Annotated in this window: 22 protein-coding genes; 5 read left to right on the top strand and 17 right to left on the bottom strand. The window is 51.7% G+C overall.

All coding sequences use genetic code 11. The features are described 5' to 3' along the window. Nucleotides 1-153: 153 nt before the first annotated feature. The 3 genes from hemG (at nucleotide 154) to AC6RNO_RS09980 (ending at nucleotide 5,273) form a co-directional block, all read left to right on the top strand. Nucleotides 154-1,608: a protoporphyrinogen oxidase gene (gene hemG, locus AC6RNO_RS09990; protein WP_497105352.1), complete on the top strand. Its 1,455-nt coding sequence runs from the start codon at nucleotides 154-156 to the stop codon at nucleotides 1,606-1,608. Nucleotides 1,609-1,699: 91 nt separating this feature from the next. Next, nucleotides 1,700-3,013 (top strand): NarK family nitrate/nitrite MFS transporter, encoded by a 1,314-nt coding sequence (locus AC6RNO_RS09985; protein WP_497105351.1) that lies wholly within the window; start codon nucleotides 1,700-1,702, stop codon nucleotides 3,011-3,013. A gap of 526 nt (nucleotides 3,014-3,539) precedes the next feature. Continuing rightward, nucleotides 3,540-5,273: a polysaccharide lyase family protein gene (locus AC6RNO_RS09980; protein ID WP_497105350.1), complete on the top strand. Its 1,734-nt coding sequence runs from the start codon at nucleotides 3,540-3,542 to the stop codon at nucleotides 5,271-5,273. Between the two features lie 167 nt (nucleotides 5,274-5,440). Here AC6RNO_RS09980 and AC6RNO_RS09975 read toward each other — a convergent pair whose 3' ends face one another. The 12 genes from AC6RNO_RS09975 to nikA all read right to left on the bottom strand — a co-directional run bounded on the left by AC6RNO_RS09975 (nucleotide 5,441) and on the right by nikA (nucleotide 18,164). Further along, entirely contained in the window at nucleotides 5,441-5,629 is a 189-nt protein-coding gene (locus AC6RNO_RS09975; protein ID WP_497105349.1) for a hypothetical protein, read from the bottom strand. Beyond that, the gene (locus AC6RNO_RS09970) at nucleotides 5,619-6,155 is read right to left on the bottom strand and encodes a Rieske 2Fe-2S domain-containing protein (RefSeq protein ID WP_488434195.1); all 537 of its coding nucleotides are present in this window, start codon (nucleotides 6,153-6,155) and stop codon (nucleotides 5,619-5,621) included. Before AC6RNO_RS09970 ends, AC6RNO_RS09975 begins: the two co-directional genes overlap by 11 nt. Before the next feature lie 25 nt (nucleotides 6,156-6,180). Continuing rightward, the gene (locus AC6RNO_RS09965; protein ID WP_488434194.1) at nucleotides 6,181-6,744 is read right to left on the bottom strand and encodes a 4Fe-4S dicluster domain-containing protein; all 564 of its coding nucleotides are present in this window, start codon (nucleotides 6,742-6,744) and stop codon (nucleotides 6,181-6,183) included. Beyond that, nucleotides 6,722-8,911 carry a molybdopterin oxidoreductase family protein gene (locus AC6RNO_RS09960; RefSeq protein ID WP_474682145.1) on the bottom strand — a complete coding sequence of 730 codons (2,190 nt, stop codon included), beginning with the start codon at nucleotides 8,909-8,911 and terminating at the stop codon, nucleotides 6,722-6,724. The genes AC6RNO_RS09965 and AC6RNO_RS09960 overlap by 23 nt, the downstream gene beginning before the upstream one ends. Beyond that, a complete protein-coding gene (locus tag AC6RNO_RS09955) occupies nucleotides 8,898-9,938 on the bottom strand; it encodes a hypothetical protein (RefSeq protein ID WP_497105348.1) in 1,041 nt (346 codons plus the stop codon). Before AC6RNO_RS09955 ends, AC6RNO_RS09960 begins: the two co-directional genes overlap by 14 nt. Before the next feature lie 157 nt (nucleotides 9,939-10,095). Then, a complete protein-coding gene (nirD, locus tag AC6RNO_RS09950; RefSeq protein ID WP_474682143.1) occupies nucleotides 10,096-10,434 on the bottom strand; it encodes a nitrite reductase small subunit NirD in 339 nt (112 codons plus the stop codon). A gap of 13 nt (nucleotides 10,435-10,447) precedes the next feature. Next, nucleotides 10,448-12,883 (bottom strand): nitrite reductase large subunit NirB, encoded by a 2,436-nt coding sequence (gene nirB / locus AC6RNO_RS09945; RefSeq protein ID WP_497105347.1) that lies wholly within the window; start codon nucleotides 12,881-12,883, stop codon nucleotides 10,448-10,450. Nucleotides 12,884-13,047: 164 nt separating this feature from the next. After that, nucleotides 13,048-13,857, bottom strand: a complete 810-nt coding sequence (nikE, locus tag AC6RNO_RS09940) for a nickel import ATP-binding protein NikE (RefSeq protein ID WP_497105346.1) — start codon at nucleotides 13,855-13,857, stop codon at nucleotides 13,048-13,050. Between the two features lie 48 nt (nucleotides 13,858-13,905). Beyond that, a complete protein-coding gene (locus AC6RNO_RS09935; protein ID WP_497105345.1) occupies nucleotides 13,906-14,736 on the bottom strand; it encodes an ATP-binding cassette domain-containing protein in 831 nt (276 codons plus the stop codon). Between the two features lie 5 nt (nucleotides 14,737-14,741). Beyond that, the gene (nikC, locus tag AC6RNO_RS09930) at nucleotides 14,742-15,584 is read right to left on the bottom strand and encodes a nickel ABC transporter permease subunit NikC (RefSeq protein ID WP_488434189.1); all 843 of its coding nucleotides are present in this window, start codon (nucleotides 15,582-15,584) and stop codon (nucleotides 14,742-14,744) included. Continuing rightward, on the bottom strand, nucleotides 15,581-16,525 hold the full coding sequence (gene nikB, locus AC6RNO_RS09925; RefSeq protein ID WP_497105344.1) for a nickel ABC transporter permease subunit NikB: 945 nt from the start codon (nucleotides 16,523-16,525) through the stop codon (nucleotides 15,581-15,583). The genes nikC and nikB overlap by 4 nt, the downstream gene beginning before the upstream one ends. Nucleotides 16,526-16,544: 19 nt before the next feature. Next, nucleotides 16,545-18,164, bottom strand: a complete 1,620-nt coding sequence (gene nikA / locus AC6RNO_RS09920; protein WP_497105343.1) for a nickel ABC transporter substrate-binding protein — start codon at nucleotides 18,162-18,164, stop codon at nucleotides 16,545-16,547. A 196-nt stretch (nucleotides 18,165-18,360) separates the two neighbouring features. Here nikA and cntE point away from each other — a divergent pair, with 196 nt between their 5' ends. Continuing rightward, nucleotides 18,361-19,578, top strand: coding sequence for a staphylopine family metallophore export MFS transporter CntE (gene cntE, locus AC6RNO_RS09915; protein ID WP_474682136.1), 1,218 nt, complete (start codon nucleotides 18,361-18,363; stop codon nucleotides 19,576-19,578). Between the two features lie 43 nt (nucleotides 19,579-19,621). Here cntE and AC6RNO_RS09910 read toward each other — a convergent pair whose 3' ends face one another. The 5 genes from AC6RNO_RS09910 to AC6RNO_RS09890 form a co-directional block, all read right to left on the bottom strand. After that, on the bottom strand, nucleotides 19,622-20,710 hold the full coding sequence (locus AC6RNO_RS09910; RefSeq protein ID WP_497105342.1) for a Gfo/Idh/MocA family oxidoreductase: 1,089 nt from the start codon (nucleotides 20,708-20,710) through the stop codon (nucleotides 19,622-19,624). Nucleotides 20,711-20,754: 44 nt separating this feature from the next. Then, entirely contained in the window at nucleotides 20,755-21,576 is an 822-nt protein-coding gene (locus tag AC6RNO_RS09905) for a carbohydrate ABC transporter permease (RefSeq protein WP_474682134.1), read from the bottom strand. Nucleotides 21,577-21,593: 17 nt separating this feature from the next. Further along, the gene (locus AC6RNO_RS09900) at nucleotides 21,594-22,460 is read right to left on the bottom strand and encodes an ABC transporter permease subunit (RefSeq protein WP_497105341.1); all 867 of its coding nucleotides are present in this window, start codon (nucleotides 22,458-22,460) and stop codon (nucleotides 21,594-21,596) included. An 11-nt stretch (nucleotides 22,461-22,471) separates the two neighbouring features. After that, on the bottom strand, nucleotides 22,472-23,788 hold the full coding sequence (locus tag AC6RNO_RS09895) for an extracellular solute-binding protein (protein ID WP_497105340.1): 1,317 nt from the start codon (nucleotides 23,786-23,788) through the stop codon (nucleotides 22,472-22,474). A gap of 411 nt (nucleotides 23,789-24,199) precedes the next feature. Further along, entirely contained in the window at nucleotides 24,200-25,225 is a 1,026-nt protein-coding gene (locus AC6RNO_RS09890) for a substrate-binding domain-containing protein (protein ID WP_497105339.1), read from the bottom strand. A gap of 275 nt (nucleotides 25,226-25,500) precedes the next feature. Between AC6RNO_RS09890 and AC6RNO_RS09885 the strand changes: the two genes are divergently transcribed. Then, nucleotides 25,501-26,724, top strand: a complete 1,224-nt coding sequence (locus AC6RNO_RS09885) for a cytochrome P450 (protein ID WP_497105338.1) — start codon at nucleotides 25,501-25,503, stop codon at nucleotides 26,722-26,724. Nucleotides 26,725-26,731: the final 7 nt, after the last annotated feature.

Here is a 26,731-nt window from a genome sequence, read left to right as displayed (position 1 = left end):
GCTTCATTATACGAAAATGCCCGGCCAACTGCATGTGATGAAGATCACGATGCAGCTTTTGCCGCGTCCAAAAATGTTGAAAGTGATCTATCTCATATCCGGCGATTTCGGCCCATGATACATTATGGGAAAAATGAGTCAGGAGTGGCGGCCATGAAAATCAAACATATAGCGGTAATCGGCGGGGGCATTACGGGGCTGACCGCAGCCTACGAGCTGCACAAACAGTTCGAATCTTCGGGGCAGCCGGTTCAAATCACGCTCCTGGAAAAAAGCGACAGGCTCGGCGGCGTCATTCAAACGCTGCATCGGGACGGCTTTATTATCGAACAAGGCCCGGATGCCTTTTTGTCCCGCAAGACTGCCGTGCTGCATTTGTCCGATGAACTCGGCTTGACCGGCGACTTGACCGGACTGGCCCCGACCGCTTCCAAAAGCTTTATCTGCCTGAAAGGAAAGCTTCACCCCGTGCCTGCAGGCTTGTCCATGGGCATCCCCACGCGAGTGAAGCCGTTCATAGGCACCCGTTTGCTTTCTTTTCCCGGCAAAGTCCGGGCGTCATTGGATTTTCTTTTGCCTAGAAAAAGCACCCCCGGTGACGAATCCATCGGGAGCTTGATTGAACGAAGGCTGGGCGCGGAGGTCGCCGACCGATTGGTCGGACCTATTTTGGGCGGCATCTATGCGGGAGATTTGCACATGCTGAGCACCGCCGCAACTTTTCCGCAGCTGCTTCATATGGAAAAAGAACACCGCAGCCTCATTCTCGGCATGCTTTCCTCCCGCAGCAAAAAGCCGTCACCGGCTCCGGACGCTGCCGTTAGCCAGCTGCCTCCCCATCTTCGCAGCAGCATGTTCCTGACCTACAAAAGCGGACTACGCACGCTGGTCGACCGGCTGGCGGCCGTCCTGACGAAAAGCGGAACCTTCATCAGCATGAATAGTCCCGTTCAGAGCATCTTGCGCCAGCAGGAAAACTATAAAATTGTATTTTCCGGCCATTCGGCGCTGAAAGTCGACGGCATCGTCCTGGCTGCGCCGGCCGAGCAAGCGGCCAAACTCATTCAAGGCGCGCCGCAGCCGCTGACGGAACGGTTGGGGCAAATCCCCAGCGCGTCCGTTGCCAACATCGTTATGGCTTTCGATCAAGCTGCGCTCGATCGGTCTCTGCAGGGATCGGGGTTTGTCGTTCCCAGGCAAGAGGGGCTGCTCATCACGGCCTGCACCTGGACTTCGTCGAAATGGACCCACACCGCCCCGCCCGGGAAAGTGCTGATCCGGGCGTATACAGGCCATTGGGGGGATCAGTCTCATGAGGAATTGGACGACTCCGAGCTGGAAAAACGAGTGAAGAAAGAATTAGGCGCCATCCTCGGACTGGCGGCAGCGCCCCTGTTCACGGAAATTATAAGACATACCGGGGCCATGTCCCAATATTCGGTAGGCCATATGGATCGGCTCCAACATATCGAGCGGCAGCTTCAGGAGCAATTTCCGCATCTGGTCGTGGCCGGGAGATCGTATCGCGGCGTCGGAATTCCGGACTGCATTGCGCAGGGCCGGCAAGCGGCCGAACGATTGTTTCAACAACTGCTCACAAATTCTTAAAATGTGCGGCTTTATACTATGATTTTTGTTACAGTGGGCGGTCCGTCCGCTTTGCTACAATGAAGCCACATATGAAGGAGGTAGGATGTTTATGGCTAAAATTCAAGTTTGGAATCCTGAAGACCCGCAATTTTGGAAAAGCGAAGGCAAGCGGCACGCTACCCGAAATTTGTGGATTTCCGTTCCTTCTCTCATGCTGGCCTTTATCGTATGGCAGATCTGGTCTGTTGTCGCTGTCCGGTTGAACGACATCGGATTTCATTTTACACAGGACCAACTGTTCACGCTGGCTGCTATTCCCGGACTGGTAGGCGCAACTTTACGCTTTGTGTACACCTTTGCGGTCGGAACGTTTGGCGGACGCAACTGGACCGTGCTGTCCACGGGCATTCTCGCTATCCCTGCCGTTGGCATCGGAATGGCCGTGCAGAACCCGGACACGCCTTATTCGGTCATGCTCCTTTTGGCAGCGCTTTGCGGCCTAGGCGGCGGAAATTTCTCCTCGTCTTTGTCCAACATCAGCTTCTTTTATCCTAAAAAGGAAAAAGGCACAGCCCTCGGCATCAATGGCGGTCTCGGCAATATGGGCGTATCCGTCGTGCAGTTCGTGACGCCTCTGATTATTACAACCGGAACTTTCGCATTGGTCGGCGGAGAAGGCCAGTTGCTTAAGAGCGGGCAGCATGTCTGGCTGCAAAATGCCGCCTTTATTTGGGTCGTGCCTATTCTGATCATGACCGTCATCGCATTTTTCGGCATGAACAATTTGCCCGGAACCAAACAATCGGTATCCGAACAATTCGTCATCGTCAAGCGCAAGCACACCTGGATTATGACCTGGCTCTACGTGGCCACCTTCGGCTCATTTATCGGATATTCCGCTGCGTTTCCGCTGCTGCTGAAAGCCCAGTTCCCCGAACATGTGTCGCTGGCGTTCCTCGGAGCTTTCGTCGCAGCGGCAGCCCGGCCTGTAGGCGGATGGCTGGCGGATAAGCTCGGCGGGTCCAACGTTACGGCTGTTGTACTCGTTATGATGGGGATCGGAGCGATCGGAGTTATTTACTATATTGATGCGCATCAGTTCGGCGGATTTCTGGCATCGTTCCTCCTCCTTTTTCTGGCGGCGGGCACCGGTTCCGGATCTACGTTCCAAATGATCCCTTTCATCTTCCCGCCAAGAGAGGCCGCACCCGTATTAGGTTTCACGGCAGCTTTCGCGGCTTATGGCTCTTTCTTTATACCGAAGCTTTTCGGATGGGCTACGAATACGACAGGCAGCCCGGTCGCAGCGTTCTATTTTTTCATCGCATTCTACATCATCTCGATTATTTTGAACTGGCATTTCTATCAAAGCAAAAAAGCCGAAGTCACCTCGTTCGTCATATCCAAAACGAAAAAGGCGTGAGGCGGCTGCTTGCGGGAGCGGCTCGCAGGAGCAAGAAACTCGCGAACAGACTTCGGATGCGAATGCACATTTTTGCACGCTTTATCTTTTATTGCCAACAGTTCCTCCACAGCGGCCCTGCCTGCCGCAAAACAACGAAAAGAGCTTCGGAATCGCGCGAATGGCGCCGTTCCGAAGCTCTCTCTTTTACGATAAGCTAACGATTCCGGGACAGGGCTTATGAAAGTCGTTTGCACTTTTTTGCATAATAATCAAGTCAATTTGAGTCCAATAAATCAAAAAAATCCAATTGTTTGAAATAAAATGAAATGGTATCATCCAAAACGATAGCGCTTACATTTCGTTATCAATCCTATAGCAAAGCAGGTGATTATCCGAAAGACCGATTACCAACCCGTCATGCAGGAGGTGCTGCCGCTCCCCCACCCTTTAGACGGAAGACAGGAGCCTCGCCCTTATCACCGTAAATGTTGCAAGAGAAGAACATGATGAATTATTCTCAGTGTTAAGAATAGGAGTTGAAAAGATGAAGCTGATGGCCAACATGATGAAACCTTTTGTAATGTTTGCAGCATTATTCTGTTTAACGCTTTCTTTCATTCAAATGCCCGTCGCACATATGGCCGGCGGAGTGACTTTGACTGCTGATACAACCGCAATGACTGCCACAATATCCAATGAATATTTGACCGTCAAGTTTAACAACACGGGCAAGGGATACTCACTTGTCTATGGCAGCCAGGAGCTGATTGGGACAGCTAAAGGCTTTTATTGGGACAATACCAATAACAGCGGAACAAATAGCGGTCTCAGCCCGACCCAACTCAAAATCGTAAGCAATACCGGCACCATGGCGGACATCGCCTATATCGGCGGCGCCGGCGAGCTGCACTATGTCGTCCGCAGCGGCGTTAGCGGCATTTATTCCTATTTTGTTGCCGCGAATGTCGGAACGGTCCAAGAAATGCGGACGGTTTATCGCGTTGACGGATCGATCTTCCGCAACGGTTATAACGCTGAAAAGCAAGGGGCTCTCCCCGCTGTCTCCGATATTCAGAACGGAACGCTCGTTCAGAACGAAACCTGGAAGCTGCCAAACGGCTCGTACTACTCCAAGTACGATTGGGCAAGCTATATGGCACAAGATCATGTACACGGTGTATATGGAACAGCTTCGAATGGAAACAACTACGGCGTCTGGATGATCCCTGTAAGCCATGAAGCCGACAACGGCGGACCGCTGAATCAGGAACTGATGGTTCACGTCGAGAGCTCAACGGGCGACGGCACCGTGCTTAACATGATGCAAGGAACTCACTTAGGGAAAACTTCCACAACGATCCCTTCAGGAAAAATGTATGGACCGTGGTTGGTATATGTCAATAATGGCGATATCAGCGACGCAAAAACAAGAGCCGCTGCCGAGGAAGCGTCCTGGCCTTACTCTTGGCTGTCAAACCAAAATTACCCTTTAAATCGTTCCACAGTTACCGGCACGTTGAAGGTTGCCGATGGGCGTTCGGCCGCAGGTTCGACGATTGTTCTTGCTCAGCCCGGCGGTGAATTTCTGTACCAGGGCACGAACTATATGTATTGGGCCCAAACGGATTCCTCCGGCAAGTTCAACATTCCAAACGTGCGGCCAGGCACCTATTCGCTGTATGCCTATCAGACCGGCGGCAGTATTACGGATCAGCTCCAGAAGGACAATATTGCAATTAGCGGCACTGCCGCCAACTTGGGTACTATTACCTGGACGCCGCCTAATTATCCGAATAAGCTTTGGCAGATCGGAACTGCCGACCGGAAATCAGGGGAATTCAACTTGGGCAATTTCCCAAGGCAGTTCGGTATCTACAATAACGTGCCGGCCAACCTGACCTATACGATTGGCACAAGCTCGCCTTCAACCAACTGGTATTACGCACAGACGCAGGCGGGACAATGGAATGTCAATTTTAATCTGGCTAAAACGTACAGCGGAAATGCCCATCTCACCGTTGCCATGGCTGCGATCTCCCGCTTTCCGATCGTAGAAGTGGATGTAAACGGAGTAGCCGTAACAACGCTGGATTACTCGGCATTGAACGATCAAACCATCTACCGGGATGCATTGCAAAGCGGAAGATACAAAATGGTTCAAATCGATTTTCCTGCATCACAGCTTGCGGCAGGCTCCAATACAATCACCTTCAAAATGACAAGCGTCACCAGCGGCGGCGGCATTATGTACGATACGATCAAATTGGAGACAGATTGAATCGCATCAGGAACTGAAAAAGGGACATCCTCCCTGGATGAGAAATGGTTGATCACGACAACCATTTCCAACAAAGGGGATGTCCCTCTTTCGTGGCATCGCCACAAACTGAGTCACGTACTTATCTGACCGTGAGGCTTGTATTCACGTGTTTTTGAATCGTTCTATCAGGCGACCGCACGCTCCCGGCGATAAATCCAAACAGCCAGCGGAAATAAAACGATGTTGACCGCCGCGTAGACAAGCACGGAAAGATAATGCTCGAAAAAGTAAGCATTTACGGCTTTTTGCGTGCAGAGGATGTTCAGAAACAGGATGATACACAGCAAGACGATCCCGCGATAGCTACGTTTCATAACGTTTCACCCCCGTCGCATAAATGGCGCCTTGCTCCTGCTTCAGCAGGATTTCCGGCAGCGGTCTTCGCGGAGGCCCGGCCACCGGCGAGCCCGTTCGAACGTCAAACAGCCCGTGATGGCAAGGGCATACCATCTCTTCCTTCTCCTTGCTCCAGAAGACGGGGCATTTCAGATGGGTGCATGCGTTTTGATACGCTTTGTACTCATTCTCGCCGAGGCGGATCAGCAGCGCGGAATCGTGCTCGCTCGGATAGGCGAATTCGACGGCATCCCCGATTTTCAGCGCATGAATATCGGCAATTTTTTGCTGCGGATGGCTTTTCTTTTGCATTCCCGCAAGCTCCTTAGCCGCCAGCGCCCCCCAAGGCAGCGTGGATATCGCGAACACGCCGGCTGCGCCGGCCAGTGTTTTCATGAAGTTCCGGCGATCAAGCTTTCTTTCGTTGTCCTTGCTGATATTGTGCGTATAGTTATCCTCATTCAAAGGAAAATGGTCATTATCACGTTTGCCGTTCTGTTCCATACGGGCTCACCCCAGTACAAGTTAGTTAAAACAGCTTGGCCTTACCTTGCAAAATGCCCGGAAGACTGATCTTCACATTCGTCTCCCCTTCAAGGGGGTCGAACGGCTGATGACTTGCCGTCCAATTGCCCAGCCTGTGCTGCTCTTTTTTCGCCGCGATCTCCTCTGCGGTAAGCCATTGCAGCGTTTGGGTCGGACAAACCGAGGCGCACATCGGCGGTATTCCCTCTTTGGTCCGATCGTAGCAAAGGTCGCATTTATACATCAGGTTCTGCGCTTCATCGAACTTGGGAATCCCGTACGGGCAGGCAATCGTGCAGTTTTGACAGCCGATGCATTTCTCCACCAATGCCGACAGGACGGCCCCCTCTTGCGTGATCTGAATGGCCTGGGCCGGACAGCTTCGGGCACAGGCCGGATTTACACAGTGCAGGCACATTAACGGGATCGTTTGACGGCTGACAAACGGGTCTACCTCGTAGACGTAGTTGCGGTTTCTTTCATCGTGTCCACCGCACTGCGTACAGGCGGCAAGGCAGCTCCGGCAGCCGATGCAGTTATCCATTTCAATGTAAAGATGCTGTTTCATCGATGCTCACCCTCTCGGTCTGCTTGGCAATCTGTGCGGCGCAAGCTTTAAACTCCGGCATTTTCGACATCGGGTCAAGCGCCGGAATCGTCAGCAAATTAATCGACTGCTCGTGGCCGAAATGATACGGAACGAACACGGTATCCTTGCGGATCGCCTCGATGACTTTCACCTTGTAAAAGGCTTCGCCGCGGCGAGTGTATAAGCGGACCACTTCATCGTGGACGATTCCGTACCGCTCGGCCGTCTCCGGATGCACCTCCACGAAGGGCTCCGGGCACATGGCCCGCAGGAACGGAATGCGCCGGGTCTGGTTGCCCGACAGGTAGTGGTACACAACCCGGCCTGTCGTAAGCCGCAGCGGGTACTGCTCGCACGGCTCCTCCGCCGGCGGCCTGTACGGGAGCGCGCACAGCTTGGCTTTGCCGTCGGGATGATAAAACTGATGGTCCAAAAACATATGCGGCGTGCCCGGGTCGTCTTCATCGCGGCAAGGCCAGAAGACGCCGTCGTTTTCGTTGATTTTTTCCCAGGTGGCGCCGTAATAATCGGCATACCCGCCTTTGGAGGCGAGGCGGAATTCGTCATTGACGTCTCTGGCCGTTTTCAGATGGCGGAAATATTGCCCCCTGCCCAGCCGTTCCGCAAGCTCGACCTGGATCAGCCAATCCGGCTTGGACTCGCCTACGGGCTCCTGGGCTTTATTTATTTTGATGATACGCCCTTCCAGGTTCGTGACCGTCCCCTCGTCCTCCGACCAGGTTACGGACGGCAGCACGACATCGGCGAATTCGGCGGATTCCGACAAATACATGTCCGCGCAAACCATAAAATCGAGCCCCTTCAGCGCCTCGCGCACATAATTCAAGTTCGGCGCCGAGACGGCGGGATTGGAGCAGAGCAGGTACAACCCCCGAATCGTTTTGTTTTGCATAAGCTCAAACATTTCGTAAGCCGATACGCCTGGCTGCGGCATCTCTTCCGGCTTGATTCCCCAGACGCTGCAAACCTCTGCCACATGCTTCGGGTTTGTAATTTTGCGGTAGCCCGGCAGCGCATCGGCTTTTTGGCCGTGCTCCCTTCCGCCCTGGCCGTTGCCTTGTCCCGTAAAGGTCGCTACGCCCGATTTGGGCCGGCCGATTTTGCCTGTGATCAGACACATGTTCGTGTAGGCCGAGACATTGTCGGTGCCCTTATGCTGCTGTTCGATGCCGCGAGCGAACATGACGACGGCGTTGGGCGCCCTGCCGTATATGTCGGCGGCGCGGATCAACTTGTCGGGAGCGACTCCCGTGATCTCGCTCGTATATTCAGGCGTGAACGGTTCGACAACCGCCTGCAGCTCTTCAAATCCGTTCGTATGCTTGCTGACGAATTCAGTGTCTACATGGCCATTCCGTATAAGCAGATGGATCATGCAATTGGCGAGCGCCAGATCCGTCCCCGGGCGCAAATCCAGATGAACGTCCGCGCGCCGGGCGATCGGCGTTTCCCGGGGGTCCGCTACGATCAAATAGCCGCCGCGGTTCTGCACTTCCCAGACGCGGAACATCGACGTCGGGTGGCATTCCGCCGTATTGCTTCCCGCAATGAACAAGCAATCCGTTTCATGCAGATCGGTCCACGGCAGCGTCGATCCCCGGTCCACGCCAAAGCTGCGCAAGAAACCCGCCGCTGCGCTCGACATGCAAAAGCGCCCGTTATAGTCGATATAGCGCGTCTGAAGCCCAACCCGGGCAAACTTGCCGGTCAAGTAGCATTTCTCATTCGTCATCGATACGCCGCTGAATACGGAAAGCGAATCTTTGCCGTACTGGTCCTGCATTTCCCGGAATCGCCTTGCGATCAGATCGTAAGCCTCGTCCCAGCTCGCTTCGCGGAAGCCTTCTTTCGTTCCCTTTAAAGAAGCGTCATCGCGGATCAGCGGAAGCAGCAGCCGGTCATCATGATTCGTCTGCTGGTAGGCGGTCACGCCTTTGGGACACATTTTGCCAAGCGTTACCGGCCAATCGTAGCGGGGCTCGACGCCGATAATTTTGTTTGTGGACGTATTGACTCTCAAGTTCATGCCGCACTGCATCCCGCAGTAGGAGCAATGGGTTGCCACCAGCTTTTCGTTCGGATGCGTTTTATTGGCGATTTGTTTAAAAAACTTATCCTTTGGCATTCTGATTCGCCTCCTTAAACTTGATCCGATGGGTCGGAATGCCGGCAAACCGGGACATCCGGTATTTGCGGCGGCAGGGCAAGCAAAGCTCGGCCAAGTGATAACCTTCCTCCGTCTTGAATTCGATGCCGCTTGTCTGCAGCACGGCGATCACGTCGCCGGATTGCTCCTCGGACACAAAGCCGGTCCCGCAAACCCGGCAGCTTTTCATCGCCTGCCCGGCGTAATGCTCCCGGTAATTTCGGGCGAAGACGCTCATCGGACGGAACGGAATATGCGCCAGCTTGCCGAACGGAATATAAATGAGCGTGACGATGACCGACCATTGATGCACCATAGATACGACAGGCTGCCCGTACCCGTGCAAAAACATATTGCAGAAAGTGAGCGTCAGCCCTGTCAAACTGACGAACAGCAGCATGTACAGCGGGAGAAAATCATAGACAAAAGATTGCTCTGCGACAGCCTGCATGTTTTTCAATCTGCGGTATAAAGCCATGCAGCCTCCGCCGATGACCATGAAAGCCGTAATATTCAACGCATTATAAAAAAGGTATCCGATAATTCCGTCCGCCTTAATGCGCATAATATCGATGCCGAAACCAACGACGGTGTACGTCCCGTTCTCTCCCATCGTGAAGTACATCCAGCCGAACACCAGGGGAAACGTGACGAAAGCCGAAATGATGCAGCCCCAACCCAAAAGAATGTGCTGCGTCCAGCGGTACCAGCCGCGATTCCAGACAAACCGGTACGTGGCCAGATGGTCCACCGCCGTCGCCGGCGTGCTTTTGCGGAACAACAGTTTGATTCCTTTCTTTAAAATCACCTTCGTAGGCGGCCGCTCCCCCCATGACAGAAACCGGTAAAAGAAACCGCAGACAAATACGACCGTCCCGACCATATAACCGTACAAAGCCAAGTCAATATGGGTAAAAAATCTCGAACCGAACCACATGAGGACGATTAGTCCACATACAACGAAAAAAACGTATTTGGCAAATTTGGACGCGAACGCTCGATCCATGTCTTATCATGCTCCTTCGCTGTAAACTCCTAATTCATTAAAACACATTCTTTCTGCCGACACTGTGAGGGATATCACTTCGCGCCAAAAAACCTCCGATTCCGTTATACAAACGGTTCCGGAGGCTATCGGCCGCCTGATATTCCAATAATCCTATCTAGCTTATACCGATATAAACCGTATTCCCCTTGAGCTGAACGGGATATGTCTTGACTTGTCCCGTGTCGGGCAGCTGCACTTCTCCGGTGAGGAGACTGATCTTGCAATCGCGCAAGGGACAGTAGACGTACTGCCCGCTTACGATGCCTTCGGCCAGCGGACCGCCTTTCTTATGGGCGGTTTTGTTTTCAAGCGCATGCAAAGTGCCGCCGGAGACGTGAAACACTGCGATTTCAACATCCCCTATCCGCACAACCTTGCCGAGGTGCAGGGGGAACTCCTCCAGTTCCCCGACCGGATGATAGACGGCAGCCTCTATATCAGATGTGGCTTTCATATCGGTTCCTCCCTTATTTCGCCAAAATTTGTTCGTACAGCTGGTGCCTGAGCTCTTCCCCGTCGATAACTTCCTTCCACGGATCTTGCAGCCCGGCCAGCGCCAGTTCGATGCGGTCCACAAGCTTCCGGCGGTTTTCCTTGTTCTCGACAATTTCCCGGACAACCGTATCCAGGCCGATCCGTTCGATCCAATCGGACGTGCGCTCCCCGTAATTTCCCGTTTCCCGGTAATATTGAATGAAAGCTCCCGCAAGCTCAATCAGCTCTTCGTCCGTCTTCACCTTGCAGAGCAGGTCCGCGCCCCTTAATTTCACGCCGCCGTTGCCGCCGACATAAATCTCCCAACCGCCGTCATTCCCGATAATGCCGAAATCTTTAATTTCCGGCTCGGCACAATTGCGAGGACAGCCGTTGACGGCCATTTTGAATTTGGCCGGCATCCACAGCCGCTCGAATTTTTTCTCCAGCAAAATCCCCATGCCGAGGGAATCCTGGGTGCCAAAGCGGCAAAACGTCGAGCCTACGCATGTTTTTACGGTTCGAATCGACTTGGCGTAAGCGTACCCGGACGGCATATCCAGCTCTCCCCATACGAGCGGGAGATCCTCTTTCTTCACGCCCAGCAGATCGAGGCGCTGGCCGCCGGTCACCTTGACCATTTTCACGGCATATTTGTCCGCGACTTCAGCTATTTTGCGCAGCTGGTCCGGCGTCGTGACGCCCCCATACATTCTGGGGACAACGGAGTAGGTGCCGTCTTTCTGAATATTGGCATGCAGTCTTTCGTTCACGAATCGCGAATCCCGCTCGTCCTCAAAAGCTTCGGGCCATATCATGCCGATGTAATAGTTGATCGCAGGGCGGCATTTCGGGCATCCTTCCGGATTGCTCCAGTCCAGTACGCTCATCACTTCTCTGACGTGGGTCAGCCCTTTATCCCTGATCGCCGCGACCACCTCGTCACGGGTATGGGACGTGCAAGGACATATCGTTTCCTTGGCGGTGCTGCCTTCATAGCGATCCCCCAGTGTCAGAGCGAGGATGTTTTCCACCATCGGCTTGCAGCCCCCGCAGGACCGGCTGGCTCCGGTGCACGCCTTGATTTCGTCCACCGTGTTTAGCCCTTGTTCCACGATAGCCTGCACGATCATGCCTTTGGTAACCCCGTTGCACCCGCATACGATCTCGTCCGCGGGCATCGCGGCAGCGAAAGCAAGCGGGTCCGCTGCGGCGGCAGCCGGCGCGCCCAGCAATAGCGCATGAATGTCCTGTGTCATGGGCTCCCGGTCTTTTACCCATTTCAACAGCTGAGCGGACAGGCTCACATCGCCGAACAATACGCCGCCAACGATCCGGTTGTCCCGAAGCAGCACTTTCTTGTACGTTTTCTTCCAATGATCCTGCGAACGGATGATGCCCAGTCCGGGACCGTCTTGAAATTCCCCGGCGGAAAATACGTCCACTCCGGAAATTTTCAGCTTGGTCGATACGGTCGATCCGTTGTAAGGCTCTACCGCTACCCCGCACAAATGTTTTGCCAGAACAGCACCCTGCTCAAACAACGGCGCCACCAGACCGTAGCAGATGCCGCGATGCTCGTTGCATTCGCCGACGGCGTACACATCCGCGACACTAGTCCGCATGTAATCGTCGACCACAATGCCCCGTCCAACCTGGATGCCGCCATTACGGGCCAGCACCGTATTGGGCACGATTCCCGCGGCCATGACCAAGAATTCGGCTTCCAGTATCGAGCCGTCGTCGAACATAAGCCCCTCTATGCGGGCGTCGCCCAAAATCTCCGCGGTCTTTTTCTTCATCATAAAATGAAGCCCTTGCTCTTCGAGCTCCGCTTTGAGCATAGCCGCCGCCGCGGCATCCAGCTGTCTCTCCATCAAATCCTCGAACAAATGAACGACCGTCACGTGCATGCCCAGTTTAAGCAGCCCTTTGGCCGCTTCGAGACCGAGCAGACCGCCGCCGATGACCGCCGCCTTTTTGAACATTTGCGCCGCTTCCATCATCCTGTTGCAATCCTGGACGTCGCGGAAACCGACAATCCCTTGCTTTTCAATGCCAGGCAGCGGGAGCATCACCGGATTCGATCCGGTAGCCAGGATGAGCTTGTCGTAGGGCTTAATATGCCCGTCGCTCGTATAGAGATATTTGGCCGACGTATTGATTCCCGTCACCTCAACTCCCGTGTACAGTTGAATATGGTTTTGTTCATACCACTCGTAATCGTTAAGAATCATGTCGTCGAATGTTTTGCTTCCCTCCAGCAGGTAAGAAAGCTGTATCCGGTTATAATTGGGGTGCGGTTCCTTGCCAATGACCGTGATGTCATACATGTCCGGCGCTAATTTGACGATTTGCTCAATCGTGTTAATGCCTGCCATCCCGTTTCCTACAAGCACCAGTTTCAGCCGATTTGTTACACCGTCCATCGTATCTGCCTCCTCGCGATTTACTCCCTTTCTGTTCAAAACATAGCCGTTTCTATGGACCAATCATAGAACACCGGACGGCCGGAGCGATGTGAAATTAATCACATACATCGGAAAAACAACAAAAAGCCCTGACAAATCAAGGCTTTAATTGTCCGGGCTTCTCAAATTTTGGAGAGCGATCGATAACGCGGGTGCTCGGAAAGAACCGACTGAAACAATTGCGTCACGCCGGGGTGCGGCGACTGCAAGAGCTGCGCTTTATCCTCGCTGTGTTCAACAAGCGCCCCTTTATCCATAACGGCAATGGCATCGGAAATGAAGAACGCGGCTTTAACGTCATGCGTGATAAATAGATAAGAAAGGCCGAACGTCGACTTTAAATCGCTCAAAAGTGCCAGTATGTGCGATTGAGTCACCTTATCCAAGCTGCTTATCGCTTCGTCAAATACAATCAGCTTCGGTTTTAAGGCAATCGCTCTGGCAATATTGATTCTCTGCAGTTGGCCTCCGCTAAATTGATGAGGGCATTTCTGCATATCGTTCGGGCTTAGCCCGACTCTTTCGAGCAATTCTCCAATGGTTCGTTTGTACTCCTTTGGCGATAAGGCTTCATAATTATCAAGCGGTTCGCCGATAATTTGTTCCGCAGTCATCCGCGGATTTACGGAAGAATAGCAGTCTTGAAACACCGCTTGAAGATCACGGCGAAGCCGTCTGCGGGTAGCTGCGTCCGTGTTATAGAGATCGATTCCTTGAAACAGAACCTGCCCCTTCTGCGGCTTTTCCAGCCCCAGAATCACTTTGCCCAGCGTACTTTTCCCCGCCCCGCTCGTTCCAAGAAGCCCCAGACAATTCCCTTCTTCGATAGCAAGGGAGATGCCGGAAAGAACCGGCGCCTGCCGCTTGCTCCACCGGAACAGCTTGGATTCGGCATAAGTATGAGTAATGTCCTTCACTTGCAGCAAACTCACTTCGTCACCCCTTCCCTTTCAAATGACCTTAAGTCCCCGCTTCCGCATTCATGACAAGACAAACTCCTTGTTATTCTCGTTGATTGGCAGCGTCAGTCTGGCATCAAGCAGCAGTTTCGTATAATCATTCTTCGGGTGATCGAACAGTTCGAACACGTCCGCCTTTTCTACGATCCGTCCTTGCCGCATAACGGCTACCTCGTCGGCCATTTCCGATATAACCCCCAGATCGTGGGAGATCAAAAGAATGGCCGTGCCGTATTCCGCGCGGATGCGATCCAATTGGCGCAGCACCTGCATTTGATTGACTGTATCCAGCGCAGTAGTCGGCTCGTCGGCTATAAGCACGGATGGCCGCAAGCACATCGCGACGGCAATCATAACACGCTGCAGCATGCCTCCGCTCAATTGAAAGGGATACCGCCTCATAAGCAGGGCAGGGTCCGGCAAATTCACGTCCTGCAAGGAGGAGACAGCCAGATCGAACGCTTGCTTTTTGCTGAAATCGGTGTGGGTGCGGATCGTTTGCACAAATTGGTCGCCGATCGTAAACACGGGTGAAAAGGCGCTCATCGGATTCTGCATAATAAGAGCAATCTCGCTCCCGCGGATACGCCGCATCTCTTCCTCTTTGAGCCCGTTCAACTCACGGCCGTTTAATTGAATACTGCCTTCCACAATCGTTGTTTTCCGGTCCAGCAGCTGCAAAACAGACAAACTGGTAAGCGATTTGCCGCTTCCGCTTTCTCCGACAAGCCCGAGGACGCGGCCCGGCCGCAGCTCGAATTCAATGTTGCGGACAAGGGGAAGCGTCCCTTGCGCCGTCGCAATTTTTACATGCAGGCCGCTTACCTGCAATACATGGTCCGATGCTTTCAATGATCTCATTCCTTTTCAAAACGTCGCTTGACACCAAACCGATCCGACAGAGCTTCGCCCAACAAATTGAACGAAACGACGACAAGCAGAATCATGATCCCCGGGTACAGCATTAATTCCGGATTGCTGCGTATAAACGATTTTCCTTCATGAATCATCGCTCCCCACTCCGGTGCAGGCGGCTGAATGCCAAGCCCCAGGAAGGAGAGTGCCGAAATATCCATGATCGCCCACCCCATTTCGAGCGTTCCCACAACGACAATTGGGGGAAGTATGTTGGGGATAATGTGCCGTCTTATAATTTTCCATTGCGAGGACCCGCTTATTTGGGCCGCAGTGATGAAATTCCGCTCCTTCAAGCTGAGCACCATGCCCCGGAACATTCGCGCGTAATACACCCACTGCACCAGCATCATCGCCAAAACGACCTGCGGAAGCCCGGGCCCGAAAATTCCGACCAGCCCCAGAATGAGCACGAGATTCGGAAACGCCATCACCCCTTCGCAGAACCGCATCAGCACATAATCGACCAAACCGCCTTTATAGCCGGCGATCGCTCCGATGAACAGGCCGATTCCCAGCGATGCGATAAAGATCAATGACGCAAAGCCCAGCGAGATGCGGGCGCCGTATAGAAGGCGAGACAGAATGCAGCGGCCCAATTGGTCAGTGCCCAAGGGATAGTCAAGCGAAGGCGGCTTGAGCTTGAGCGCCAAATTGACCTGAACCGGATCATGCGGAGAGATCCATGGAGCCAGAATGGTAACAATAGCGAGAACAAGCAAGAGACCCAGGCATACCAGAGCGGTCTTCTGATTTCTAAGGCCGTTGCGTATACTTGCAATCATAGGCCGGTTCTCCCTTTCTGTGAAATTCGCGGGTCCATCATCATCTGCAGAATGTCCACAATGAGATTGCATACGATGAACAGACAAGCGCTAAGCAGCACGTAGCATTGAATGACCGGTATATCCCTGTTTAAAATCGAGTCGACAAAATAACGGCCGAAGCCGGGCCAGGAAAAAACGACCTCTACAATAATAGTGCCGGAAAGCAGTTTGCCTATGTTCATGCCCAGACCCGTTATCATCGGCGAAATCGCGATTTTCAGCGCGTATTTGCCCATGATGATTTTTTCTTTGATGCCTCTGGTTCTGGCGTATAACACGTACGGCTCCTGCATCTGCTCCAGCATGCTGCTGCGCAGCAGCCGGGTATAAATAGCAACCAGTCCCAAAGCCAGCGTTAACGAAGGCAGAATCAGGTGCGCCCATGTCCCTTTTCCCTGCACAGGCAGCAAATCCAGCTTGACGGATAAGAAAAAAACCAATAAGTACCCGAGCCAAAACTGCGGGATGGAGGCGCCGAAGAAAGCAAGCAGCCGGCTGAAATGGTCGATCACACTGTTCTTGTAAACGGCCGATAAAAAGCCGATTGGCACGCTGATGAGCACGGCCAGACAAATGCTGCTGAAAGCAAGCTGGAGCGTAGCGGGCATCCGGTGCGCGACCTCCTGCCAAACCGGCTCCTTCGTAACATAAGATGTGCCGAAATCAAGTCGGCACATCTTCATAAGGGAATCCGCATATTGAACAAGCAGCGGCCGGTCCAGACCGAATTCATGTCTGACCTGGGCCAGCAGCTCTTCCGTCGGATGAATGTGGGCTACAGTGAGATAGACTTCAGCCGGATCGACGGGTGAAAGATGGATCAGCACAAAAGAAAGAAGCGTGGCAAAGAGAAAAATGGGAATGACACCAAGGAGCCGCTTCCCGATATAGCTTCGCAAATCATAACCTCCCTGCCGTTTATTTGTTCGCGATGTCGAGCCCGAGGAACGGATTGTCATCCCGATTGGCCGGGAAAGCGAAGCCCTTCACGTCTTTTTGATACACAGCCGTTTTCTTGATATAAGAGATCGGCAGAAATGATGCCTGCTCCTGCAGCGTCTTCAAAATAGAACTGTACAGCTGTTGGCGCTTGCTCTCATCGGTCGAGAGGAAAGCTTCGCTAATTTGCTGATCCAGCTCTTTTTTCATCGGCAAACTCGAGAGCGACTCCGAGATGCCGAAGCCATTTGTAGCTGCGATATTAATGAAAGAGTGCGGATCATACGGCGCGCCGTAGTTGCTCCAGAAGTACAAATCAAAATCCGCCGCCCGCAGGCGCTTTATTTGTTCAGTGAGCTCCAGGCTCTTAATGTTCAGCTTGACTCCGATGGCTCCCCATTCGGCTTGCAGCGTTTCCGCCATCGGCTTTTGGATCTGATCCGACTTTTCATACAGCAATTCCAGCTCAAGCGGTTTTCCGTCTTTCTCGCGGACAGTTTTCCCGGAAGGCAGCTTCCATCCCGCTTCTTCCAGATAAGCTTTCGCTTTCTCCACATCGTATTCGAACGGCTTAACGTCGATATTGGTATACGGCAAGTTTTTGGCTAAAATATTGTCCGCCTTCTCCTCCAAGCCGTCCGTAATCCCGTCCACCATCGCCTGCTTGTTAAAGCCGTGCTGCAGAGCAAGACGCACGCGCAAATCCGACAGAATATCCTTGGTCGTATTCATAACCAGCTCTCTTGTTGCGATAGGTTCGGAAATACTTGTGTCATACTTGCCGGAAGCTTTGAGCTGCTTGAATGCATCCATGCTGATAAGGCCCTCTCCGTAGATCAGGTCGAGCTCTTTTTTCTCAAAAGCAAGCACGCGGGTTTCTCCGTCAGGAATAACCTTGATGACCAATTTATTGATTTTCGGCTTGTCTCCCCAGTAATTCGGATTGGGGATAAATTCCGCATATTCGTCTTTTTTATAGTCCGACAGCATCCATGGTCCGGTGCCGACCGGCTTTTTCACACCCTTGGAAGTATCCCCGTCGTCCGGAAAACCGGCTTCGCCGAGAAAACGCACCGGGCGAACGACCGACAGCTCCTGGATGGTCGGATAGTAGGGCTGCTTCAGCGTCATTTTGAATGTGAACTCATCTGCCGCCTCGGTCTTGTCGAGTACGTTCATAAAACCGAGCCAGTTATGATTTTTAATGTTTTTCACGATCGCATCGAAATTTTTCTTGACAATAGCGGCATTAAACGGTGTTCCGTCTGAAAACTTGACATTTTTGCGAAGCTTGAAGGTATATTCTTTCCCATCCTTCGATATATCCCACGATTCCGCCAGTTGAGGCTCTAGTTTGCCTCCTTCTTTGTAGCTGACCAGCGGCTCGTAAATCATCGATTGCGCGATTAATTGCGAAGGATTGTACACATGGGGATTCATCGTGCCTATATCTCTTGGCCATGATACCGATATCGTTTTGTCGGCCCGGACCTCTCCCGCTTCGGAGTTCGGCGCGGAATTCTGTTTGGAGCAGCCAAGAAGCGCAGTTGTTAATATAAGCATCATAAGAAGTAGAGTCCTGCTCTTAGAAGCAAACATATGAAAAAATGGTTCCCCTCTCGATGTAAATTGGTGATAATGATTATCACTATCGATAGTATGTTACAGGAAAAATTTTCTCGTGTCAAGATGGTTTACTTTAGCGGGATCATCTATAATGCAAAAAAAGGGCTGTTTGTTAGAAGCTGCAGACAAACGGCTCGATAGCCGTTAAGGGGAAGGAAGACAATAATCAATGGGGACACTGCGTCCGTTATCGGCAGGTTTTGTTCGAATCTACATACTTGCTTGTCTTTTCTTTACGGCCAATGCCGTTCTTACCGTCATTCTCCCGCTTAAAAGCGAAAAGGAGGGGATCGGACAGGCGGAAATCGGCGTTATGATGGGCGCATACATGCTTTTCTGCCTGTTCCTTCGTCCATGGGCCGGCCAGACCGTTGCCAGATTCGGATCGCTGCGGACCATGCGCGTACTTCTGATTGTACATGCCTGCGGACTTGTACTGTTTACGGTTTTCGGCGCGGAAAGCTATCTTCCGCTTCGGGCGCTGCAAGGAGCCGTTACGGCTTTCTTTTCAATGGCGATGCAAATGGGCATCGTAGAAGCGCTTTCGGACCGGGACCGGGCTCAGGGGGTATCGCTCTATGCCTTGTCCACCATGCTGCCCCAGTTATTCGGTCCGATCGCGGCTTTATACTTATGGGAACACGATCAGATGTCCATAATAGGCATCGCCCTGGTTGCGATCGGCCTTCTGACGTGGCTTTGCGGCGCGTTCATCCCCCTTCCCGCCTCACCGGCGAAAGGTGCTGCGCTAACTTTTACGGATATGGTGAAGTCGGCTTCCCAACTGTGGAGCAATCGTGCTCTGCTCGTTTGCTCCGTCGTCATGCTCGCCGGTTCCATCACCTATGGCGCAACTATGACTTTTTTGCCGCTCTATATGCAAACCATCGGAACAGGCGACGCCGGACTTTATTTAATGATTCAAGCCGCCGTAGTTGTCGCTTGCCGGTTCGCCCTTCGCAAAAAAATTCCGTCCGACGGCCGCTGGAATACCGGGCTGATAGCCGGGCTGCTGTTATCCGCCGCAGCGGGTTCGCAAATACTGGCTATTCTTCAGACAGCAAGCTTTCTTTTATACCTGTCGGCCATCTGCAACGGTATTGCCGTTGCCTTGATTTATCCGACGCTGTTGACTTATCTCACTTTCGTACTGCCGGCGCAGTCCCGCCATGTATTGATCGGCCTTTTCATTTCATCATACGATCTTGGCTTTTCGCTGGGCGGACTCATGATGGGGCCGCTCGCAGAGCGGTTCTCCTATTCCCAAATGTATACTTGCTGTGCCTGGCTAAGTGTTGTCGCTCTTCTAATCGTTATCGGCAACAGGAATAGGATGATCGGACCGAACCACAGCAAACCGGGACTGGCCGAAACAGATCGACAATAAATAGTTTCCCAAATGATTGGGGCCATACCGATCGGCCCCTCTTTTAGCTGTTTTTCACCAAAGCGTCAATGATCATTTTGAAAATAATCAGGTCGTTTTTATAGTCTTCCGGCGTCGTTTTTGGCGTTAAATTTTGTGTGATGACATCGTAAAAGTAGTTAAGCTCCAACGTATACGGATCGGTGTAAGTCGGGCGAATGACGGATTCCTTGTACGCTTCGCCTTCCGTTTCGCGCACATGCAGCGTCGTCGGCAGATGGCGGATGTACGGCGTATCGTATTGGACTCTCACCGTTTTGTTGCCCCCATACACTTCCACATGCGCATCGAAGCGGCCCTGCTGGTCGACCCCGGTTTCAAAAGTGACGGAAAATTGATCATAGTCGAAAATAACGCTCAGAAACATGCTGCCGTTGTTCGTCAGCTTCGCTCCTGCGACGCCTTTCGGCATGCCGATCGCTTCCCGCATGGCCGACAGATCATGGCTGGACAAGCCGCACAGAAAGCGGTAGAACCCGAAGTAAGGGGATTCCGGCTCCAGTCCGGTAGCTTCCTTGACGAGCTTCAGCGCCCTCGCTTTTTTATCGTCCGCCGCTCCCTGCGGAAAATCATCGAAGGCGGCGACATGGTGCGCCTGCTTGACGAAATAGCTGTTCGGCCCGATAATGTCGCGAACCCGTGCGTACTGGATTTTGTCCAGGCCGCCGATTTCTTTGACAGCCTCTACGAAAGATGCCGCATAGCGTCTCATATAGCCTACGAGAATTTTCACGTTGTTTCTCTGTTGAGCGGCGATGATCGCGTCGGCCTCCGCCTCGGTGAGGCACATCGGCTTTTCGATCAGCACGTGCTTCTTATGATCGGCCGCAGCAATGGCGCATTCGGCATGGTATTCATCGCTGTTTAATACGAACACGACGTCAAGATCTTCTTGTTTGACAAGCTCTGAAGAGTCCGTGTACAAGTTTTGCACTCTATATTTTTCGCCGGCATATTTAGCGAGCTTGGGGGAAATATCGCAAAGCGCGGCAATGCGGAACTTCTGCGGCAGCGCCTCCAGCACGGGAAGATGAACCGTCTGCGCAACCTCCCCAAGCCCGATAATCCCAACATTTAAAATTTTTTGTTCCATGTCCGTTTCTCTCCTTTTTATTTTTGTATGTTCTGAAGGAGCCGTTAGCCTTTGACCGAGCCTGCGGCCGAACCGTAAGCCATATATTTCTGCACGAAAAATAAGAAAATGAGCACCGGCAGCGCCGACAGCGTAGCGGATGCGGTCAGACCGCCCCAATCCGTCGAATTTTGCTGCATGAACGTCTGCAGCCCAAGCGGCACGGTCATGAGGCTCTCTTTTTTAATAAACACGCTCGCAATCAAGTAATCGTTCCAGGTGAACAGCAGGGAGAAAATCGACACCGCCGCAATGCCCGCTCCCGAAATCGGCGCGACAATCCGGGTAAAGGTGCTTAACCGGCTGCAGCCGTCAATCCAGGCGGCCTCCTCGATTTCTTTCGGAATCGTGTCGAAGAAGCCTTTGAACATCAATGTCGAGAACGGGAGCTGCGCCGCCGTATTGATGATCACGAGCGCCGTCAGCGTATTGATCAGATGCAACGACCGGAAAGTTAGAAACAGCGGCAGCAGCACCAAAATGATCGGAAACATCTGCAGCAGCAGAAGCACCGTGGAAAAACCGCCCGACAGCTTCGTTTGGAATCTGGAAATCGCATACCCGGCCAAGGAACCGACGACAATCGTGAACAGCAGCGAGATGCCGGATACGGTCACACTGTTGCCGAATTGGCTCCAAAATTGGGATTTCTCATTGACGAAAATATAGTTTTCCATCGTAAAATGCTGGGGAAACAACTGCTGCGAAGCCATAATCTCCGTGTTGGACTTGAACGAATTCAACATCATGACAAGGATCGGGAGATTGACCAGCAGAGCGGCAACAAGCAGGAACAGGAACACGATGCTGCGAACCACTTTATTCACGCGGACGTCAACCCCCTTTATTGGCCTTTCTTTTCTACGCGCATCAACAGCCATGCAAGACCCATCAAGACGATCAAACTGAAAATGGCCAAGCTGGAGCCGATGCCTAACGAATCTTTAACGAACGCATATTTGTAGCTGATAATCATTAAATTTTGCGTTGCGTTCAGCGGCCCGCCTCCGGTCAACAGCCACAGCACATCGAAGTCGTTAAAGCTCCAAATGCTCATCAGAATCCAGCAGACGAACGTCACGGTTTTGAGCTGGGGTAGCGTAATGCTGAAAAAGCTGCGCCATTTCCCTGCGCCGTCGATGCTGGCGGCTTCGTACAAATCTTTGTTGATCGTCTGCAAAGTGGCGAGCAGCGAAACCATCATGAAAGGGAAGCTGCGCCAAATTTTCACGATAATGACGGAGAAAATCGCCCACTTTTCGGTGCTTAAGAACAGAATCGGCTCAAATCCGAGCGATTTCAGAAATAGATTGACGATCCCGGTCTGGTCCCCGATCATCCAGCGCCAGCCGACCATCGATACGACGGAGGACAGCACCCACGGAACGATCAATGCGACCCGGAAAACGCCTCTCCCCGGTATGTCCATATTCAGCAGCAGCGCCAAGACGAGTCCAACAACATAACTTCCGAGCACGCAAAATACGGTAAAATAGGCGCTAAACACGAAAGCCTGCCAAAACTCGCTCATCTGCAAAATTTTGATGTAGTTGTCAAACCCGATGAACGTACCCGCTTTCAGCAGCGAGCCGTTCTTGAAGCTGTACATAATTCCGGATAGAAACGGGTAAATGTTAACTAGCAAAATAAATAAAATCGCCGGGAACAAGAATCGAACTTGCAGCCATCTAACTCCTTGTTCATTGTTCATGAAACCGCCCCTTATTTCATGATTTCCCGCAGCTTCTGATCCGCTTCTTTGAGCGAATCCCGCACCGGTTTGCCGGTTAAAATCTTTTGAACCAACTGCGTCATCGAGCCGTCGCCCTCAATTTGATTCAGCTCCGGGAAGCCGCTGGGGTAAAGATTGCCCGTTGTTTTCACAATCGGCAGGTAGCTGTTGGCGATGACCTTCAGGATCGGATCGTTCTGGAAGTACGGATCTTGAGCAAAAGATTTGCGCGCCGGCAATCCTGCCGATCCTTCGGTGAACAACACTTTGTTGTTGTCCGACCACCATTTCAGGAACTCCTTGGCTTCGTTCGGATGCTTGCTCTGCTTGTAGATCATAATGTTGTTGACCCAACCCAGCGCCTGCTTCTCGCCGTGAGGCCCGGCAATAGGCTCGAGAACGCCGATTTTGTCGGCTATTTCCGGCACCGAACCTTTTAAATTCAGGGAATTATAAGTAAATGCGGTCGTTCCGTTAGCAAAATCTTTTGTGATGTTGTCTTTGTTAAATCCGGTGGATGCAGGATTGATGACGCCGTCTTTGACCAAATCGGCCAAATATTGAACCGCTTCGACGTTGCGGTCGCTCAGCAGATTGACTTTTTTGTCCGCCGTGAACAAGCCGCCGCCATTATTCAAAATCACATTAATCAACGTATGAATACCAAGGGTATCGTTGCCGGCGACATCCATGCCGTATTTGCCATCGCCCGTCAGCTTCTTCAGGTCGGCTCTTAATTCATCCCAGTTTTTCGGCTGAGCGGTGATGCCCGCTTTTTCAAACAGATCTTTGCGGTAAAAAGGCACCCGCACGTCGATCATCCAGGGAAGCGCTACATAGTGGCCGTTATATTTAAGCGCTTCCACGCTGCCCGAAGTAAAATCATCCAGCTTGCCGGATTTTTTCAAATCTTCGATCACGTCGTCGATCGGGAGAATTTGATCGGTATCGGAAAATTGGAAAGCTTGATAGCCCGCTCCCGTGCTGATATCCGGCGGAGACCCCGATGCAATCGCATTGGCAAACGTCTGGTACCAGCTCGCGTTCCAGGGAATCGACTGATAACTGACTTTCATATTCGGATGCTCGGTATTGAATTGTTCGACCAGCTTCTTGGCCGTATCCACATACTTCGCCGGTCCCCAACCCATATCCCAGAACGTGATTTCTACCGGCTTGGAAGAGCCGCCGGATTGCTGCGCCGTCGCGCCCGGACTCGCTGTCGAAGTTCCTTTATTACCGCCGCAAGCGGCAAGCGATACACTTAGTGCGGCTATCATTGCAATGTTCAAGCTTTGTTTCATCATGCATGTTCACCCCTTCTGATTTTTAAACACACCGATTCCATTCAGCTATCCTTAACATAAAGCGCCTAAAGCGATCCTCGTCTCACCTCCCCAATTATTAAAACCCATAATCAACCTCTTTCTTCAAACCTAAATTGTAAGCGTTTAGATTTTTAGTGCCATCTTGCCCTTTAAATCCGAAGCTTTTAGTTCTCCTTTCACGATAATAACAGCCCTAATTGTGCTGCCTCCAGCTGAAAGTAACCGTTTTCATTTCATTGTTTAGAAAAAATTTAATCTTTAAAAATAACAAAATCATTAATATGATTAAAAATAAACTGCAAAAACCAAATTACAAACACTTAAAATCCAAAATTTAATGTAAACGTTTAGATTTTATAAAGAGAGAATACCCCGAGTTCTCTCTCTTTGTCAAGATGGAATTTTTGAACCGCAGCTTTGACGGACGATCACCTGCATAGGAAATGTGACTTTCCTTGTTGAAAAGTTTTTTTCCGGGCCTTCTATTTGTTCCAGCAGCATCTGCACAGCGGCATCCACCATCTCGTCGACAGGCTGTTTGACGGTAGTTAATGTCGGCCGGTACAAACTTGCCATACTAATATCGTCAAACCCGACGACTGCAACATGCCGGGGGACTTCCAGGCCGAATTCCTCCATAGCTTTAATTGCCCCGATCGCAATCAAATCGTTTCCACAAAATAGCGCGGTAAAATCTTTTTTGCTTTCCAGCAGTTGTTTGGCGCATTGATATCCGTACTGGCTAAAATGATGAATGAGGCTCCCTCTGCCTCCCAGAATAATGCTTTCATCCACCGCAATGCGGCTCAGCATTAACGCATTTCGGCAGCCGAGTTCCCGATCGATGCCGTTTGACTCAGCGCCGATATATGCAATTTTAGTATGGCCCAGCCCAATGAGATGCTCAACGGCGTCCATCGCTCCTTTTAGATGGTCGCCGCATACAGCGGTAACGCCGGGCAAAAAAGAATCAAACGAAACTAAAGGAATCCCCTGATCCGTGAATTGCTTCAACAAATGATGCTCTTCGCGCAAATGAAAAAAACCGCCGACAATCAAGCCGTCCACCCGGCGCTCAAGAAACGTCCCGAGCATCTGCCCAATAGCATGTTGTCCGCTAAAACTTGTGCCGATAATGAGGGTATACCCCTTTTTCAGCAGTTCTCCTTGAATCAATTCGGCCAAATTGGCCCAATATTCATTGGAAAGCAGCGGTATGATCATACCGACTGTTTTTGTTTTTTTATTGATCATCGTCCTGGCTGCTTGGTCGGGCGTGAAGTTCAACTTTTCAACGGCGCGTTGAATCTTTTCTCTCGTTTCCTTTTTGACCTTATCCTTCCCGTTAATGACCCGGGAAACCGTTGCAATCGAGACATTTGCTTCTCTGGCCACATCTTTGATCGTAATTGTCATTTACCTTACACTCCAGTGAAAACGTTTAAATTCAATTTTACATGAAACATTCTTGATGTCAATTCCATTTATGAGACCCGGTGACCGAACCGGCATTCAAAGCGAATAACGATTTTCAAACATCGTATAACGTTATATAAGCTTCGGCTTGAAAGCATATCATCCGCTGTTATAATATGGTAAAAACATGATCGCAAGCGGTCATGACATTCAAAAGAAGGAGGCTCTATCTGCGCCAATCTTTCATCACTTATCACTAAAGGAGGAATGATTTGATGAAAAGCTTTAGCCCATCCATTGTTATTCATGATGTCTCAAAGCTGCGCACTCCTGAGCAATTGTGGGATCCATACCCCTGGTATCAGGAAATGCTGATGTCCCATCCCGTTTACTTTGACGAGAAGCAGAACGTTTGGAACGTGTTTCGCTATGACGATGTGAACAGAGTCTTGTCAGACTGGTCTATTTTTTCCAACCGAAGAGACCGCAGCACCAGCCCGATCCCCCCTATCGATACGCGCGTAAATATTAACTCAACCGATCCTCCCGTTCATCGCGATATTCGCGGATTAGTCTCCAAAGCGTTCACGCCGAAAAGCCTGCAGGATTGGAAACCGCGAATCGCAGCGATCGTAAAGGAGTTGATTCAAAACTTCGAGACTAAAGATCAGGTCGATATTGTTAACGAATTCGCCATTCCCCTTCCGGTTACGGTCATTGCGGACCTGCTGGGGGTTCCTTATCAAGACCGGCACTATATCAAAGAATGGTCCGATATTCTCTTTATCCCTAACTCGGAAGAAGAAAAAATGGATCAGCAAAAACAAAAATACGAAGCGATGCAGGCCTTCCACGCGTACTTACACCCTATCGTTCAGGAAAAGCGCAAGCATCCCGCCAATGATATCATCTCCGATTTAACCCTTGCCGAATATGAGGGAGACAGACTTTCGGACGAGGAGATTGTCGTCTTCAGCCTCGGGCTGCTGGCTGCCGGCAACGAAACGACAACCAATCTTATCGCCAACTGCTTCTACAGCTTTTTGTACGATCGGCCCGGAACCTATCGGGAGCTGCGGGAAACCCCCTCCCTTATTCCGAATGCCATAGAGGAAGCGCTGCGTTATCGCTTTCCTATAACTATCGACCGTCAGGTCGTCGCGGATACGGATGTGCTGGGCGTGCCTATGAAGGCCGGGGATATCGTGCTGATCTGGATAGGCGCCGCGAATGTCGATCCCTTGCGCTTCCCCGATCCGTTGACATTTGATATCCACCGGCCGGATAGCAGCAAGCATTTGGCCTTTGGCAAAGGACCGCATTTTTGCCTGGGAGCGCCACTGGCGCGTATGGAAGCTGAGATCGCCTTGACCTTATTTGCGCAAACCTTCGCCGCCATCGGCAAAACGGGCGAGTTTGATGCGCAGCGCGATTTGGTAAAAGGAACGCAGAATCTGGGAAAGCTCATGATCCGGATCGAGCGAGATCCAGCCTTGTAGGCAAACA

The sequence above is a fragment of the Paenibacillus sp. sgz302190 genome, assembly GCF_059820445.1.
This window is presented reverse-complemented; position numbering and strand designations above follow the sequence as displayed.

Excerpts from the sequence above, each read along its gene's own strand:
- hemG (WP_497105352.1), top strand. The coding sequence starts at position 154 with ATGAAAATCAAACATATAGCGGTAATCGGCGGGGGCATTACGGGGCTG.
- AC6RNO_RS09985 (WP_497105351.1), top strand. The coding sequence starts at position 1,700 with ATGGCTAAAATTCAAGTTTGGAATCCTGAAGACCCGCAATTTTGGAAA.
- AC6RNO_RS09980 (WP_497105350.1), top strand. The coding sequence starts at position 3,540 with ATGAAGCTGATGGCCAACATGATGAAACCTTTTGTAATGTTTGCAGCA.
- AC6RNO_RS09975 (WP_497105349.1), bottom strand. The coding sequence starts at position 5,629 with ATGAAACGTAGCTATCGCGGGATCGTCTTGCTGTGTATCATCCTGTTT.
- AC6RNO_RS09970 (WP_488434195.1), bottom strand. The coding sequence starts at position 6,155 with ATGGAACAGAACGGCAAACGTGATAATGACCATTTTCCTTTGAATGAG.
- AC6RNO_RS09965 (WP_488434194.1), bottom strand. The coding sequence starts at position 6,744 with ATGAAACAGCATCTTTACATTGAAATGGATAACTGCATCGGCTGCCGG.
- AC6RNO_RS09960 (WP_474682145.1), bottom strand. The coding sequence starts at position 8,911 with ATGCCAAAGGATAAGTTTTTTAAACAAATCGCCAATAAAACGCATCCG.
- AC6RNO_RS09955 (WP_497105348.1), bottom strand. The coding sequence starts at position 9,938 with ATGGATCGAGCGTTCGCGTCCAAATTTGCCAAATACGTTTTTTTCGTT.
- nirD (WP_474682143.1), bottom strand. The coding sequence starts at position 10,434 with ATGAAAGCCACATCTGATATAGAGGCTGCCGTCTATCATCCGGTCGGG.
- nirB (WP_497105347.1), bottom strand. The coding sequence starts at position 12,883 with ATGGACGGTGTAACAAATCGGCTGAAACTGGTGCTTGTAGGAAACGGG.
- nikC (WP_488434189.1), bottom strand. The coding sequence starts at position 15,584 with ATGATTGCAAGTATACGCAACGGCCTTAGAAATCAGAAGACCGCTCTG.
- nikA (WP_497105343.1), bottom strand. The coding sequence starts at position 18,164 with ATGTTTGCTTCTAAGAGCAGGACTCTACTTCTTATGATGCTTATATTA.
- cntE (WP_474682136.1), top strand. The coding sequence starts at position 18,361 with ATGGGGACACTGCGTCCGTTATCGGCAGGTTTTGTTCGAATCTACATA.
- AC6RNO_RS09910 (WP_497105342.1), bottom strand. The coding sequence starts at position 20,710 with ATGGAACAAAAAATTTTAAATGTTGGGATTATCGGGCTTGGGGAGGTT.
- AC6RNO_RS09900 (WP_497105341.1), bottom strand. The coding sequence starts at position 22,460 with ATGAACAATGAACAAGGAGTTAGATGGCTGCAAGTTCGATTCTTGTTC.
- AC6RNO_RS09895 (WP_497105340.1), bottom strand. The coding sequence starts at position 23,788 with ATGATGAAACAAAGCTTGAACATTGCAATGATAGCCGCACTAAGTGTA.
- AC6RNO_RS09890 (WP_497105339.1), bottom strand. The coding sequence starts at position 25,225 with ATGACAATTACGATCAAAGATGTGGCCAGAGAAGCAAATGTCTCGATT.
- AC6RNO_RS09885 (WP_497105338.1), top strand. The coding sequence starts at position 25,501 with ATGAAAAGCTTTAGCCCATCCATTGTTATTCATGATGTCTCAAAGCTG.